The 15,306-nt window shown below is 70.0% G+C and carries 13 protein-coding genes; 12 read left to right on the top strand and 1 reads right to left on the bottom strand.

Annotated features, from left to right (window positions below; genetic code table 11):
• Positions 1-11 precede the first annotated feature (11 nt).
• The 6 genes from CEB94_RS15885 (at position 12) to CEB94_RS15860 (ending at position 7,120) form a co-directional block, all read left to right on the top strand.
• Positions 12-605 (top strand): CGNR zinc finger domain-containing protein, encoded by a 594-nt coding sequence (locus CEB94_RS15885; protein WP_175432856.1) that lies wholly within the window; start codon positions 12-14, stop codon positions 603-605.
• Positions 606-957: 352 nt separating this feature from the next.
• A complete protein-coding gene (locus tag CEB94_RS15880) occupies positions 958-1,479 on the top strand; it encodes a sigma-70 family RNA polymerase sigma factor (RefSeq protein WP_010039908.1) in 522 nt (173 codons plus the stop codon).
• Positions 1,479-2,309, top strand: coding sequence for an anti-sigma factor family protein (locus tag CEB94_RS15875; protein ID WP_281292503.1), 831 nt, complete (start codon positions 1,479-1,481; stop codon positions 2,307-2,309). Before CEB94_RS15880 ends, CEB94_RS15875 begins: the two co-directional genes overlap by 1 nt.
• 99 nt (positions 2,310-2,408) lie before the next feature.
• Positions 2,409-4,733 carry a HelD family protein gene (locus CEB94_RS15870; protein WP_425472544.1) on the top strand — a complete coding sequence of 775 codons (2,325 nt, stop codon included), beginning with the start codon at positions 2,409-2,411 and terminating at the stop codon, positions 4,731-4,733.
• 331 nt (positions 4,734-5,064) lie between these two features.
• Positions 5,065-6,501 carry an NAD-dependent malic enzyme gene (locus CEB94_RS15865; RefSeq protein WP_175432853.1) on the top strand — a complete coding sequence of 479 codons (1,437 nt, stop codon included), beginning with the start codon at positions 5,065-5,067 and terminating at the stop codon, positions 6,499-6,501.
• 337 nt (positions 6,502-6,838) lie between these two features.
• Complete coding sequence (locus tag CEB94_RS15860) at positions 6,839-7,120, top strand: HU family DNA-binding protein (protein WP_003990598.1); 282 nt, start codon at positions 6,839-6,841, stop codon at positions 7,118-7,120.
• 402 nt (positions 7,121-7,522) lie between these two features.
• Here the strand turns inward: CEB94_RS15860 and murA are convergent, their stop codons facing one another.
• A complete protein-coding gene (murA, locus tag CEB94_RS15855; protein WP_175432852.1) occupies positions 7,523-8,863 on the bottom strand; it encodes a UDP-N-acetylglucosamine 1-carboxyvinyltransferase in 1,341 nt (446 codons plus the stop codon).
• A gap of 252 nt (positions 8,864-9,115) precedes the next feature.
• On the opposite strand from murA, the gene CEB94_RS15850 reads away from it, so the two are divergent.
• The 6 genes from CEB94_RS15850 to CEB94_RS15825 all read left to right on the top strand — a co-directional run bounded on the left by CEB94_RS15850 (position 9,116) and on the right by CEB94_RS15825 (position 15,250).
• On the top strand, positions 9,116-9,688 hold the full coding sequence (locus tag CEB94_RS15850; protein ID WP_175437017.1) for a YqgE/AlgH family protein: 573 nt from the start codon (positions 9,116-9,118) through the stop codon (positions 9,686-9,688).
• Between the two features lie 29 nt (positions 9,689-9,717).
• Positions 9,718-10,002, top strand: a complete 285-nt coding sequence (locus CEB94_RS15845) for a DUF3039 domain-containing protein (RefSeq protein ID WP_175432851.1) — start codon at positions 9,718-9,720, stop codon at positions 10,000-10,002.
• A gap of 209 nt (positions 10,003-10,211) precedes the next feature.
• Complete coding sequence (locus CEB94_RS15840) at positions 10,212-11,510, top strand: extracellular solute-binding protein (RefSeq protein WP_175432850.1); 1,299 nt, start codon at positions 10,212-10,214, stop codon at positions 11,508-11,510.
• A gap of 224 nt (positions 11,511-11,734) precedes the next feature.
• Complete coding sequence (locus CEB94_RS15835; protein ID WP_246111807.1) at positions 11,735-12,781, top strand: carbohydrate ABC transporter permease; 1,047 nt, start codon at positions 11,735-11,737, stop codon at positions 12,779-12,781.
• Positions 12,778-13,623: a carbohydrate ABC transporter permease gene (locus tag CEB94_RS15830; protein WP_175432849.1), complete on the top strand. Its 846-nt coding sequence runs from the start codon at positions 12,778-12,780 to the stop codon at positions 13,621-13,623. The genes CEB94_RS15835 and CEB94_RS15830 overlap by 4 nt, the downstream gene beginning before the upstream one ends.
• Before the next feature lies 1 nt (position 13,624).
• Positions 13,625-15,250 (top strand): beta-N-acetylhexosaminidase, encoded by a 1,626-nt coding sequence (locus CEB94_RS15825; RefSeq protein ID WP_175432848.1) that lies wholly within the window; start codon positions 13,625-13,627, stop codon positions 15,248-15,250.
• The last annotated feature ends 56 nt before the right edge of the window (positions 15,251-15,306 follow it).

The raw sequence follows: 15,306 nt of genomic DNA, 5'->3' as shown, positions 1-15,306 counted from the left end.
GTGACAGGCACATGGCACTGGGTACGGCCACGGCCCCCTACGAGCTGCGCTTCGACGCCGGGCGGATCTGCCTGGATCTGCTCTCCACCACGCACCCGGAGGAGCGGCTCGACTCCGTGGACGTACTGTGCGCCTGGATCACCGGCTCGGGACTCGTCCCGGTGGACACCGCCCTGGCCCACGCCGACACCGGCTGGCTGCTGTCCTTCCGCGAACTGCGCGCCCAGGTGGACCGGTTGGTGCGCTGCCGGCCGAGACCCGGAGTCGCGACGTACGACCTCGCGCTCGCCCGGGTCAACGACCTGGCCCGTACCGCGCCCCCGGCCCCGCGCGCGGTCCGCGGCGAAGACGGCCAGCTGCTGCGGCGGTTGGACGGCCCGCCCGGCTGCGCCGCCCTGCTCGCGGCCGTCGCCCGGGACGCCGTGGACCTGCTCACCGACCCCGTCGCCCGCGCCGCCCTGCGCCAGTGCGAGGGGGACAACTGCCCCATCGTGTACCTCGACACCTCCCGGGGACGCAGAAGGCGCTGGTGCTCAAGTGAGGTCTGCGGAAACCGCGAACGCGTCGCCCGGCATCGTCGCCGCGCGGCACTCGACCGCGCCTGAAACGGAATTGAGTGGTCCATGCACTCAATTTCCCTGTCCTAAATGCGACTTCTGCGATCCCACTGTCGAAGTGATTTCGATTACATGCCGTTTACCTACGCCACCGTAGGGAAGGCCTGGCTTGATCTTGCCGTTGTGGCGGAAATGTAAAGAACGCGGGGTGGGAATGTGACCCCATGTCCCGCTCGTCACGTCATCCGGAAGAAATCTGTCGGGTCTCTTTGAACGCCCAACCACTCGCATCCGTACGGCATGTGGAGCGACCGACTGGGGGAACCCCCGGACACCGGAGGTGGGCGTGCGCAAGGATTCCGTCGTGGCCAATGAACGTGCACCGAGGGCCCGACATCGCATGTCCCAGCCCTCGGAACCCGATGAGGAGCTGATGCGTGCGCTCTATCGCGAACACGCCGGACCCCTGCTGGCATACGTCCTGCGCCTGGTCGCCGGAGACCGGCAGCGCGCCGAGGACGTCGTCCAGGAGACGCTCATCCGTGCCTGGAAGAACGCCGGTCAGCTCAATCGGGCGACCGGATCGGTACGCCCCTGGCTGGTGACGGTCGCCCGGCGCATCGTCATCGACGGCCACCGCAGCCGGCAGGCCCGGCCGCAGGAGGTCGATCCGTCGCCGCTGGAGGTCATCCCCGCGGAGGACGAGATCGACAAGGCGCTGTGGCTGATGACTCTCTCGGACGCACTCGACGACCTGACCCCCGCCCACCGGGAGGTGCTCGTCGAGACGTATTTCAAGGGGCGTACCGTCAACGAGGCGGCCGAGACCCTGGGCATACCCAGCGGAACCGTCCGCTCCAGGGTGTTCTACGCCCTGCGTTCCATGAAGCTGGCACTGGAGGAGCGGGGGGTGACGGCGTGATGAGTGTTTACGGGGGTAACGAAGGGTTCGGTACGGGAGGCATGGGTATGTCTGGCCCCATGCAGGAATCTCCGGTGCCGAACGAGCACGAGACCGTCGGCGCCTACGCCCTCGGCATCCTCGACGACGCCGAAGCAACCGCTTTCGAAGCCCACCTCGCCACCTGCGAATGGTGCGCCCAGCAGCTCGACGAACTGGCCGGCATGGAACCGATGCTCGCCGCCCTCGCCGATCTGCCCGGCTCCGGCAGCACACCCGCGATCGGCGAGTCGCTGTCCGCGAAGCCCCGCCCGCGCCTGGTGGAGAAGCTGGTCGACGAGGTCGCCGACCGCCGCGCCCAGAAGCGCCGCCGCAGCCTCTACATGGTGGCCGCGGCCGGTGCGCTGATCATCGGCGGCCCCTTCGTCGCGGTCGCGACGAACGGCGGCGACGGCGGCAGCGGCGCGGAGAACCGCCCGCTCGCGGCGAGCCCCGCCAAGGCCGCCTTCGACGGCATCTCCGACAAGATCACCGCCACCGACCCGACCACCAAGGTCTCCGCGACGGTCGCCGTGCAGAAGAAGGACTGGGGCACGGGCGCGGTCCTGGAGCTGAAGAACGTCAGGGGCCCGCTGAAGTGCGCCCTCGTCGCGGTCGGAAAGAACGGCGAGCGCGAGACCCTGGCCTCCTGGTCCGTCCCGGAGTGGGGCTACGGCATCCCCGACGCCAAGACGGACAAGGCCAAGGAACCCCTCTACGTCCAAGGCGGCGCCGCGTTCGACCCGAACCAGATCGACCACTTCGAGGTCGTGGAGTTCGACGGAAAGCGCCTGGTCGAGGTCGACGCATAGGCTTGTCCGGTCATCCGGCAGGCGTCATTGGGACAACAGGTCCCGCGCCTGCCCGCCAGCCCGTAGCTTCCGAGGGTCCCCTTCGCGTACGGTTGACGGCTGCCCAGCACGTCAGAAGGGGGCCCGGTGGCCGTTCAGGCTCACAGACAAGACGCGGTCGGTTCGGCGCACGATTCGGTTCGTGACCGGGAGATCAGCGTCGAACAGGAACACCTGGACCGGGTGTACCGGCGCCTCGAGGAGAAGATCCACGAGGCGGAGTTCCTCATGCAGGACGCGGCCCGCCGCGGCCAGGTCGGCACCCCGGGCGCACTCGCCGAACGGGACGCCCAGGTCTTCCGCGCGGGCATCCACCTCAGCCGGCTGAACAACGAGTTCGAGGACTTCCTCTTCGGCCGTATCGACCTGCTGACCGGCAAGGACGGCAAGAAGGGCCCTGACGGGGCGTACACCGCGATCGAGCCGGCGGAGGGGGCCGTACGCCCCGACAACACCGCCGACATCGCCGAGACCCTGCACATCGGCCGCATCGGCGTCCTCGACGCGGACTACGCCCCGCTGGTCATCGACTGGCGCGCCCCGGCCGCCGCACCCTTCTACCGCTCCACCCCGGTCGACCCCGGCCGTGTCGTCCGCCGCCGCGTCATCCGCTCCAAGGGCCGCCAGGTCCTCGGCGTAGAGGACGACCTGATGCGCCCCGAGCTGACGGCGTACCTCGACGGCGAAGAGCTGCCCGTCATCGGCGACGGCGCCCTGATGGCCGCACTCGGCCAGGCCCGCAGCCACACCATGCGCGACATCGTCGCCTCCATCCAGGCCGAGCAGGACCTGGTCATCCGCGCCCCCGCCGCCTCCGTGACGTACGTCGAGGGCGGCCCCGGCACCGGCAAGACCGCCGTGGCCCTGCACCGCGCCGCCTACCTCCTCTACCAGGACCGGCGCCGCTACGCGGGCGGCATCCTGATCGTCTCGCCGACCCCGCTGCTCGTCGCCTACACCGAGGGCGTGCTGCCCTCCCTCGGCGAGGAGGGCCAGGTCGCCATCCGCGCCATCGGCTCTCTGGTCGACGGCAGCGAGGCCACGCTCTACGACTCCCCCGCCGTGGCCCGCGCCAAGGGCTCCTCCCGCATGCTCAAGGTGCTGCGGAAAGCCGCGCGCGGCGCCCTGGAGATGAACGATCCACCGGCCCGGCTGCGCGTGGTCGCCTTCGGCCGCCGCCTGGAACTGCAGGCCCGGGAGCTGGACGGCATCCGCCACGCCGCCCTCGGCGGCACCGCCCCCGTCAATCTGCTGCGCCCCCGCGCCCGCAAACTCCTCCTGGACGCCCTGTGGGAGCAGTCCGGCGCGGCCGGCCGGCACAGCGACCCGGAGCTCGCGGCCGAGCTGCGCTCCTCCTTCGACGAGGACATCACCTCCGAGGACGCCTTCATCGCGTTCCTCGACGCCTGGTGGCCGGAGCTGACCCCGGCGGCCGTCCTGGACGCCATGGCCGACGAACGCCGCCTCGGCCGCTGTGCCCGGCGGATCCTCAACCCCGGCGAGGTCCGCAAGGTCGCCCGCTCACTGCGGCGCGAGGGCCGCACGGTGCACGACATCGCCCTGCTCGACGAACTGCAGGCCGTCCTCGGCGCCCCGGCCCGCCCCCGCAGGAAACGCGAACTCGACCCGCTCGACCAGCTCACCGGCCTGGAGGAGCTGATGCCGGTGCGCGAGGAGTCGCAGCGCGAGCGCGCCGAGCGCCTCGCGCAGGAACGCGTCGAGTACGCCCATGTCATCGTCGACGAGGCCCAGGACCTCACCCCGATGCAGTGGCGCATGGTCGGCCGCCGCGGCCGGCACGCCACCTGGACGGTCGTCGGCGATCCGGCCCAGTCCTCCTGGTCCGACCCGGACGAGGCGGCCCAGGCCCGCGACGAGGCCCTCGGCACCCGCCCCCGCCGCCGCTTCGAGCTCACGGTGAACTACCGCAACCCGGCCGAGATCGCCGAACTGGCCTCGAAGGTCCTCGCCCTCGCCATGCCAGGCTCCGTGTCGCCGAAGGCGGTCCGCTCCACCGGTGTCGAACCCCGCTTCACCGTTGTCGAGGACACGCTGGGCGCGACCGTCCGCGATGAGGCGGCCCGGCTGCTGGAGCGCGTCGACGGCACGGTCGGCGTGGTCGTCGCCATGCAGCGCCGCGAGGAGGCCCGCCGCTGGCTGGCCGGGCTCGGTGACCGGGTCGTGGCCCTCGGCAGCCTGGAGGCCAAGGGCCTGGAGTACGACGCGACGGTCGTGGTCTCCCCGGCGGAGATCGCCGACGAGTCCCCGGCCGGCCTGCGCGTCCTCTACGTCGCCCTGACCCGGGCCACCCAGCGGCTCACGATCGTCTCGGCCGGCCGGGACGAGCCCGACGCGGCGGGAGTTCCGGACCTGCTCAGGGACTGAGGCCCGATACCCACTTGTCGGCGAAATGAACTACCGGTACGGGAATGGCCTTACGGGATCTGTTTGTTAGCCTGGATGTGGCACCGGCTCGATCCAAGCCCCCGGGCCCAACCTTCGTCGCTACGAGCGACCACTTGCCGCGAGGCGAGCATGGCGGGCCGGTGCCACTTACTTGGGAAGAGACCCACGTCCACGTGACGTGGGTCTCTTTTCGTTGGCCCATTCCGCGAACAAAACGTTCGCAATCGAGGGCGGCTACCTGCTACTCAGCGGTAGGTGCGACGATCGGACGGCACAACTCAGCGTCAGGTGAAAGCAGAGGAAGTCGGCCATGGCAACGGCGCCCAGCGTCTCCTACTCGATGACGGTCCGGCTGGAGGTGCCCGCGAGCGGAACCGCCGTCTCGCAGCTCACCACCGCCGTGGAGTCCTCCGGAGGCTCGGTGACCGGCCTCGACGTCACCGCGTCCGGTCACGAGAAGCTCCGTATCGACGTCACCATCGCGGCGTCGTCGACCTCGCACGCGGACGAGATCGTCGAGGAGCTCCGCGGCATCGAGGGCGTCACCCTGGGCAAGGTCTCGGATCGGACCTTCCTCATGCACCTCGGCGGCAAGATCGAGATGGCGTCCAAGCACCCCATCCGCAACCGTGACGACCTGTCCATGGTCTACACGCCGGGCGTGGCCCGCGTGTGCATGGCGATCGCCGAGAACCCCGAGGACGCCCGCCGCCTCACCATCAAGCGCAACTCCGTTGCGGTCGTGACGGACGGCTCCGCCGTGCTGGGACTGGGCAATATCGGCCCCAAGGCCGCGCTGCCCGTCATGGAGGGCAAGGCGGCGCTCTTCAAGCGGTTCGCCGGAATCGACGCCTGGCCGATCTGCCTCGACACCCAGGACACCGACGCGATCGTCGAGATCGTCAAGGCGATCGCCCCGGGCTTCGCGGGCATCAACCTCGAGGACATCTCCGCCCCGCGCTGCTTCGAGATCGAGGCCCGGCTGCGCGAAGCCCTCGACATCCCCGTCTTCCACGACGACCAGCACGGCACCGCGATCGTCGTCCTCGCCGCCCTGACGAACGCGCTTCGCGTCACCGGCAAGGCGATGGAGAACATCCGCGTCGTCATGTCCGGCGCCGGCGCCGCCGGTACGGCCATCCTGAAGCTGCTGCTCGCCGCGGGCGTCAAGAACGCCGTCGTCGCCGACATCCACGGCGTCGTGCACGCGGGCCGCGAGGACCTGGTGGACGCCGCCCCGGACTCGGCGCTGCGCTGGATCGCCGACAACACCAACCCCGAGGGCCTCACGGGCACCCTCAAGGAGGCTGTGCGCGGCGCTGACGTCTTCATCGGCGTCTCGGCCCCGAACGTCCTCGACGGTGACGACGTGGCCGCCATGGCCGACGGCGGGATCGTGTTCGCGCTTGCGAACCCGGACCCCGAGGTCGACCCGGCAATCGCCCGCCAGACCGCGGCCGTTGTCGCCACCGGCCGCTCGGACTTCCCGAACCAGATCAACAACGTGCTGGTCTTCCCGGGTGTCTTCCGTGGTCTGCTGGACGCGCAGTCCCGGACGGTCAACACGGAGATGATGCTGGCCGCCGCTAAGGCCCTCGCGGACGTGGTGACCGAGGACGAGCTGAACCCGAACTACATCATCCCGAGCGTTTTCAACGACAAGGTCGCGGGCGCGGTCGCCGGCGCCGTGCGGGACGCCGCCAAGGCGGTCGGTGCGGCTGCGGGAAACAGCCCGACCGGCCTCTGAGACCGGGCCGCCCGGACCTCTGCGGGGGTCCGGGGGCCGCCTGCACCCGACTGTGAGTAACCCCACGGCGGCCAGGAACCCGGCGCGTCGCAAGACCCCTGTCAGCAGCGGAGCTATCGTGGCGCAGGCTCAGGCCCTCTTTTCGTGTGACTCCCCAAGGGTGTTCTCACGACTCCTGCGGGTGCCGGATTGGCTTTCCCGCCGCAGGTAGGGGCAGGATGCGTCCCTGGGCGCGAGGGTCTGACGACGGACCCGGGTCCGGGGACTCATCGAGGACCCTGGCAGCATCGGCTTCGATCTGACGCCTCAACGGCAAGATGAACACGGGAGTAACAACATGAACCGCAGTGAGCTGGTGGCCGCGCTGGCCGACCGCGCCGAGGTGACTCGCAAGGACGCCGACGCCGTGCTGGCCGCGTTCGCCGACGTCGTCGGCGACATCGTCTCCAAGGGCGACGAGAAGGTCACCATCCCCGGCTTCCTGACCTTCGAGCGCACCCACCGTGCCGCTCGCACCGCCCGCAACCCGCAGACCGGCGAGCCCATCCAGATCCCCGCCGGGTACAGCGTGAAGGTCTCCGCGGGCTCGAAGCTCAAGGAAGCGGCCAAGGGTAAGTAAGCGGCCCGTTGCGTGCGCCGTGGGCAACTGCGGGCCGCCTGTGGCTGGTCGCGCAGTTCCCCGCGCCCCTTTGGGGCGCGCCACGTAGAGCCGCATGAAATGCCGAGGGGCGGCCACCTGAAATCAGGTGGCCGCCCCTCGGCGTACGGGGACTACCCGAGCGCCTTGCCCGGCAGCTCGACCTTCGCGCCCAGCTCCACCAGCTTCTCCATGCTGTGCCTGCCCGGGGGATGACCCCCGGACCCCCAGCCGGGCGGGCGTGGCCGTTGGGGGCGGGTCAGCCGAGCGCCTTGCCCGGCAGCTCGACCTTCGCGCCCAGCTCCACCAGCTTCTCCATGCTGTGCCTGCCCGGGGGATGACCCCCGGACCCCCAGCCGGGCGGGCGTGGCCGTTGGGGGCGGGTCAGCCGAGCGCCTTGCCCGGCAGCTCGACCTTCGCGCCCAGCTCCACCAGCTTCTCCATGAAGTTCTCGTAGCCGCGGTTGATGAGGCCGATGCCGTGGACGCGGGACGTGCCCTGGGCCGCCAGCGCCGCGATGAGGTACGAGAAGCCGCCGCGGAGGTCGGGGATGACCAGGTCCGCGCCTTGGAGCTTCGTCGGACCCGAGACGACGGCCGAGTGGAGGAAGTTGCGCTGGCCGAAGCGGCAGTTCGAGCCGCCCAGGCACTCGCGGTAGAGCTGGATGTGCGCGCCCATCTGGTTCAGCGCGGACGTGAAGCCGAGGCGGGACTCGTAGACCGTCTCGTGGATGATGGACAGGCCCGTGGCCTGCGTCAGGGCGACCACCAGCGGCTGCTGCCAGTCGGTCTGGAAGCCCGGGTGGACGTCCGTCTCCAGCGCGATGGACTTCAGCTGGCCGCCGGGGTGCCAGAAGCGGATGCCCTCGTCGTCGATCTCGAAGGCACCGCCCACCTTCCGGTAGGTGTTCAGGAACGTCATCATCGAGCGCTGCTGGGCGCCGCGGATGTAGATGTTGCCCTCGGTCGCCAGCGCCGCCGACGCCCAGGACGCGGCCTCCAGGCGGTCCGGCAGGGCGCGGTGGTTGTAGCCGCCGAGCTGGTCCACACCGGTGACGCGGATCGTCCGGTCGGTGTCCATCGCGATGATCGCGCCCATCTTCTGCAGCACGCAGATGAGGTCCTCGATCTCCGGCTCGACGGCCGCGTTGGACAGCTCCGTGACGCCCTCCGCGAGGACGGCCGTCAGCAGCACCTGCTCGGTCGCGCCGACGGACGGGTACGGCAGCGCGATCTTCGTACCGCGCAGCCGCCGGGGCGCCTCCAGGTACTGGCCGTCCGCCCGCTTCTCGATCTTCGCGCCGAACTGCCGCAGCACCTCGAAGTGGAAGTCGATGGGCCGGCCGCCGATGTCGCAGCCGCCGAGACCGGGGATGAACGCGTGGCCGAGGCGGTGCAGCAGCGGTCCGCAGAACAGGATCGGGATCCGGCTCGAACCCGCGTGGGCATCGATGTCAGCGACGTTCGCGCTCTCCACCCGCGTCGGATCCATCACCAGTTCGCCGGGCTCGTCACCCGGACGGACCGTCACACCGTGCAGCTGCAGCAGACCCCGTACGACCCGAACGTCGCGGATGTCCGGAACATTGCGCAGCCGGCTCGGAGCGCTGCCCAGCAGCGCTGCGACCATGGCCTTCGGCACGAGATTCTTCGCACCGCGGACACGGATCTCGCCCTCCAGCGGGGTTCCGCCGTGGACAAGCAGGACATCGTCGTTGACGGTCATGAATCTCGCGTTCCATGGAGTCGGGCAGGGGCCAGGAGGGAAAGGGTAATCGCCCACCACCCCCCTTCCGTAAGCCTGAGTCGGACCCAGCCACGTCATAGCTCTGTCACAACACGAACCGTTCCGTGCCGGGCACATGGGGTCACCGTCGCTTTCGTGCGCGTCGAACGCTTCGGTGCGCCCTGAGCTGCGTTCCCTCCCGGTGCCGCATTGCCTCCCCACGCGAAGGGAGAATGCGGGATCATGTCTGCCATGACCGAGGTGTCCTCGCTCACAGGGCGGTTGCTCGTGGCCACCCCCGCCCTGGCGGACCCGAACTTCGACCGCGCGGTGGTGCTGCTCCTCGACCACGACGAGGAGGGCTCCCTCGGTGTCGTCCTCAACCGTCCCACCCCGGTGGGCGTGGGCGACATCCTGGAGGGCTGGGGGGAACTCGCCGTGGAACCGGGTGTCGTGTTCCAGGGCGGCCCGGTGTCGCTGGACTCGGCCCTGGGGGTCGCGGTCGTCCCCGGCGGCGCGTCCGGCGAGGCCACCCCGCTGGGCTGGCGCCGGGTGCACGGCGCGATCGGTCTGGTCGACCTGGAGGCCCCGCCGGAGCTGCTGGCCTCCGCCCTCGGCTCGCTGCGGATCTTCGCCGGGTACGCCGGCTGGGGCCCGGGCCAGCTGGAGGACGAGCTGGTCGACGGCGCCTGGTATGTCGTCGAGTCGGAGCCCGGTGACGTCTCGTCCCCGTCTCCCGAGCGGCTGTGGCGCGAGGTGCTGCGCCGCCAGCGCAGCGAGCTGGCGATGGTGGCGACGTACCCGGACGACCCTTCGCTCAACTGATGCCTGTGAGCTTCAGTACCCTTGGCCCTATGAGCACTCTCGAGCCCGAGCGCGGGACTGGTACGGGGACCCTCGTAGAGCCGACGCCGCAGACCTCCCACGGTGACGGTGACCACGAGCGCTTCGCCCATTACGTCCAGAAGGACAAGATCATGGCGAGCGCCCTCGACGGCACTCCCGTCGTGGCGCTGTGCGGCAAGGTCTGGGTGCCGGGCCGCGACCCGAAGAAGTACCCCGTGTGTCCCATGTGCAAGGAGATCTACGAGTCCATGAGCTCCGGCGACGACGACAAGGGCGGCAAGGGCGACAAGTAAGCCCGTCGGCGTGCCGTAAGGCCCCCAGGTGCGTTTTGCGCGCCTTGGGGGCCTTTGTGCTGTCCGGGTGTTGCACGGAGTGCGTCTGCCGGTCACAGAGTGGTTGAGACCTCTTGTGGGCGTGTTCCCGCAGTCCCTAGCCTCCGATGTGTTGTGCACAGCGAAACCTTCATTGCGCATGTTGCAACACTCCCTCGGAGGAACACTCCATGACTCTGTCCGTCCGTTTTGCCGGGCTCACCGCGCTCGCCGCCCTCCTGGCCACCGCCTGCGCGCCCCAGACCTCCACGAACTCCTCCTCCGACAAGGACGAGAAGACCGGCACGCTGCGCGTGTGGCTCTTCCAGGAGGTCGGCAACACCCCCAAGGAGAAGGTCGTCGACGCGGTCGTCGCCGATTTCGAGAAGACCCACAAGGGCACCGAGGTCGACGTCGAGTACATCCCCGTCGACACCCGCGCCCAGCGCGTCAAGGCCGCCTTCAACGACCCCGCCTCCGCGCCCGACGTGATGGAGTACGGCAACACCGACACGGCCGGCTATGTGAAGGACGGCGGACTCCTCGACGTCACGGAGGATTTCGGCGACTGGAGCGAGGCGAAGGACACCGACCCGACGGCGAAACAGTCGGTGACGGTGGACGGCAAGCTCTACGGCGCCCCGTTCTACGTCGGCGTCCGCGCTCTGTACTACCGCACGGACGTGTTCGAGGAGCTCGGTCTGTCCGTGCCGAGGACGATGGCCGAACTCGCCTCCACGGCCCGCGCGATACGCGCGGCGAAGCCCGAGCTGTACGGGCTGGTGGTCGGCGGTGCCTACACCTACGGCGCGATGCCGTTCGTGTGGGCCAACGGCGGTGAACTCGCGAGCGGCAAGAGCGGGTCGTACGCGTCCGGCATCGACAGCCCGCAGGCCCGCAAGGGCATCAAGGCGTACACCTCCCTCTTCGGCGACGACAACTGCCCGGCCGCCAAGTGCGCGGGCATGGGCGGCAACGACACGATCTCCGCGTTCGCCGCGGGGAAGGCGGGCATGGCGATCGGCGGCGACTTCAGCCACACCGCCGTCGAGGCCGGGAAGGTCAAGGGCAAGTACGCAGTCGTCCCGCTGCCGGGGGTGAAGTCCGGCTCGATCGCACCGGCTTTCGCTGGCGGCAACAACATCGGCGTCCTGAAGAGCACGTCCCACCGCACGCTCGCCGTCCAGTTGATGGAGCGGCTCGCCTCGAAGAAGACGCAGAGTGAACTCTTCGACGCGATGGGCTTCCTGCCGACCTTCACGGACGTCCGGCAGCAGGTCGCGCGGCAGGAGCCGTTCGTGAAGCCCTTCGTGCGGACCCTCTCCGCCGGCACCGAGTTCGTCCCCGCGTCACCCGCCTGGGCCCAGATCGACTCCTCGCTGGTCCTGCCGACGATGTTCCAGGAGATCATCAGCGGCAAGAAGGACGCCGCGCAGGCCTCCGAGGACGCCGCGCAGAAGATGAACACCGCGTTCGGCTCCGCGGGGTGAACCGGATGAACGACCGCATGGAACCGACGGAGACCCACTCGGCCCGGACCGACACCGCTGTGCCTGATGCGGCCGACGCCGATCCGGCCGGGACTGGCTCGCACGGGGCAGGCGGTGCCCGGGCCGGCTCGGACGGGGTCGGTGGGGTGGTGGTCGGTGCTGCCGGGGGTGTTCCGGTGGGGGCGGGGCGTGGTCTGCCCGGTGGTGGTGCCATGGGTGGTGCCATGTCTGATTCCGCGAGCGCCACCGCGGCGCTCGGGGCCCCGGCCGCCCCGAGCGGGGACCGTTCCGGCAAGACCCGCGCGGCGTATGGCGGTGGTCCGCCGGGTCGGCCTTCGGCCCGGGGCGTCGGCCGGCCGGGTCCGCGCCGGGGCGTGTCCGGCGGGTCCCCGCGTGCGGGCGGCGGCTGGACGCCCTGGCTGTATCTCGCGCCCGCGCTCGTCGTGCTCGGCGGGCTGCTCGTCTACCCGATCTATCAGCTCGGGTTGATCTCGTTCTTCCAGTACACGCAGGCGCAGGTCAGCGGCGGGGAGCCGACCACCTTCGAGGGGTTCGGGAACTACGCCGAGCTGTTCGGGGACCCGCGGTTCTGGCAGGTGCTGTTCGCCACCGTGCTGTTCGCGGCGGCCTGTGTCGTCTCCACGCTCGCGGTCGGCTGCGCCCTCGCCGTGCTCCTCACGCGGGTCCGGGCCGTGCCGCGGCTCGCGCTGATGCTGGCCGCCCTGGGCGCGTGGGCGACCCCGGCCGTGACCGGCTCCACGGTGTGGCTGTTCCTCTTCGACCCGGACTTCGGCCCGGTGAACCGGGTGCTGGGCCTCGGCGACCACTCGTGGACGTACGGCCGTCTCAGCGCCTTCTTCCTCGTCCTGCTCGAAGTGGTCTGGTGCTCCTTCCCGTTCGTGATGGTGACCGTCTACGCCGGGATCCGTGCCGTACCCGGCGAAGTGCTGGAGGCCGCCTCCCTCGACGGCGCCTCGCAGTGGCGCGTCTGGCGCTCCGTCCTCGCCCCGATGCTCCGGCCGATCCTGGTCGTCGTCACCATCCAGTCGGTCATCTGGGACTTCAAGGTCTTCACCCAGATCTACGTCATGACGAACGGCGGCGGCATCGCGGGCCAGAACATGGTCCTGAACGTCTACGCCTACCAGCAGGCCTTCGCGTCCTCGCAGTACGGCCTGGGTTCCGCGATCGGCATCGTGACGCTGCTGATCCTGCTCGCCGTCACGCTGGTGTACCTGCGGCTGCTGCGCCGGCAGGGGGAGGAACTGTGAACCTTCCACGTGCCCGTGTGCGCCGCCCGGGGCGGCTGGCCGCCGAGGCCTCCGCCCTGCTGATCGCGGTCGTCGTCGCCTTCCCCCTGTACTGGATGGTGCTCAGCGCCTTCAAACCGGCCGGGGAGATCGAGTCCGGCGAACCCAGGCCGTGGACGCTCGCGCCCTCCCTGGATTCCTTCCGACGCGTCTTCGGGCAGCAGGAATTCGGCCGCTACTTCCTCAACAGCCTCGTCGTCGCGGGCAGTGTCGTGATCGCCTCCGCGCTGATCGCGTTTCTCGCCGCGACCGCCGTCACACGATTCCACTTCCGCCTCCGGACCACCCTTCTGATCATGTTTCTGGTGGCCCAGATGGTGCCCGTGGAAGCCCTCACGATCCCCCTGTTCTTCCTCATGCGGGACGCCGGTCAGCTGAACACGCTGGGCTCGCTGATCCTGCCCCACATCGCCTTCTCACTGCCCTTCGCGATCTGGATGCTGCGGGGGTTCGTGAAAGCCGTTCCGGAGGCGCTGGAGGAGGCCGCGTACATCGACGGGGCGACCCGGGCGCGATTCCTCTGGCAGATCCTTTTCCCGCTCGTCCTGCCGGGTCTCGTGGCCACCAGCGTGTTTTCGTTCATCTCCGCCTGGAACGACTTCCTGTTCGCCAAGTCGTTCATCATCAGCGACACGTCGCAGTCGACGCTGCCGATGGCCCTGCTCGTCTTCTACAAGCCAGACGACCCGGACTGGGGCGGAGTCATGGCCGCCTCCACGGTGATGACCGTTCCGGTCCTGGTCTTCTTCGTACTCGTACAGCGTCGCCTGGTCTCCGGACTGGGCGGAGCGGTGAAGGACTGACGTGACCGAACTGATTCCGGCACCCCGCCGTGCCGTCGCCGGTTCCGGCGAGGTGCGGCTGACGCGGCACTCCCGGCTCTACGCCGACACCGCGGCGGAAGGCGTCGCTCACTGGCTGAGCGCCGCCCTCCGGCAGGCCACCGGTCTGCCGCTGCGCGAGGGCCGGGAACTCGACGACGCCGGCGGCGAGGGCATCGGGCTCCGACTCGACCCCCGGCTCGGCCCCGAGGAATACCGCCTCGTCAGCGACCGGAACGGCGTCCTCGTCGAGGGCGGCGACGCGGCCGGTGTCTTCTGGGGCGCCCAGACGCTGCGCCAGCTCCTCGGCCCCGACGCGTTCCGCAGGGCTCCGCTCGGCCGCGATCGCGCCTGGACGGTGCCGTACCTCGCGATCGAGGACGCCCCCCGATTCCGCTGGCGCGGCCTGATGCTCGACGTCGCCCGGCACTTCATGCCCAAGGAAGGCGTGCTGCGGTACCTCGATCTGATGGCGGCGCACAAACTCAACGTCTTCCACTTCCATCTGACGGACGACCAGGGCTGGCGCGTCGAGATCGAGCGGCATCCGCGGCTGACCGAGATCGGCTCCTGGCGCACCCGTACCAAAACCGGCCACCGGGCCTCGCCGTTGTGGGAGGACAAGCCGCACGGCGGCTACTACACCCAGGACGACATCCGGGAGATCGTCGCCTACGCCGCCGAGCGGCATATCACCGTCGTTCCCGAAATCGACGTACCGGGCCACTCGCAGGCCGCCATCGCCGCGTACCCGGAACTCGGCAACACCGACGTCATCGACACCACCGCCCTCTCCGTCTGGGACACCTGGGGAATCAACCCGAACGTACTCGCCCCCACTGACAACACCCTGCGCTTCTACGAGGGGGTCTTCGAGGAAGTGCTCGGGCTGTTCCCCTCGGAGTTCGTGCACATCGGCGGCGACGAATGCCCCAAGGACCAGTGGCGGCGGTCGGAGAGTGTCCAGGCGCGCATCAGGGAACTCGGGCTCGCGGACGAGGGCCAGCTCCAGTCCTGGTTCATCGGGTACTTCGACACCTGGCTGGCCGAGCGCGGCCGCCGGCTGATCGGCTGGGACGAGATCCTGGAGGGCGGCCTGGCCGAGGGCGCCGCCGTGTCCTCCTGGCGCGGTTACGCGGGAGGCATCGCCGCCGCCCGGGCCGGCCACGACGTCGTCATGTGCCCGGAGCAGCATGTGTACCTGGACCACCGTCAGGACCCGGGCCCCGAGGAGCCGGTACCGATCGGGTGGGTGCGCACCCTGGAGGACGTCTACCGGTTCGAGCCCGTTCCACCGGAGTTGACGCCCGAGGAGGCCCGGCACGTGCTGGGCACGCAGGCCAACCTGTGGACCGAGGTGATGGAGGACCACGCACGCGTGGACTACCAGGCCTTCCCCCGCCTCGCGGCCTTCGCGGAGGTCGCCTGGAGCGCCCTGCCCGCCCCGGCGGAACGGGACTTCGCGGGTTTCCAGCGACGTATGACCGCCCACTACCGGCGGCTCGACGCCCTGGGTGTCGCCTACCGGCCCCCCACGGGCCCGCTGCCCTGGCAGCGGCGCCCCGGGGTGCTGGGCCGCCCGAAGGACGGCCCGCCGCCCCACCGGTAGCAGGCGCCCTCGCTACCGAACAGCTCGAACAAGCCACGGAAAAAGCGCACAAGGGT

This window comes from Streptomyces hawaiiensis (genome assembly GCF_004803895.1).
In the GTDB taxonomy this organism is placed as follows: domain Bacteria; phylum Actinomycetota; class Actinomycetes; order Streptomycetales; family Streptomycetaceae; genus Streptomyces; species Streptomyces hawaiiensis.
The sequence above is the reverse complement of the archived record's forward strand: the minus strand, read 5'-3'. Positions and strand labels throughout refer to the sequence as shown.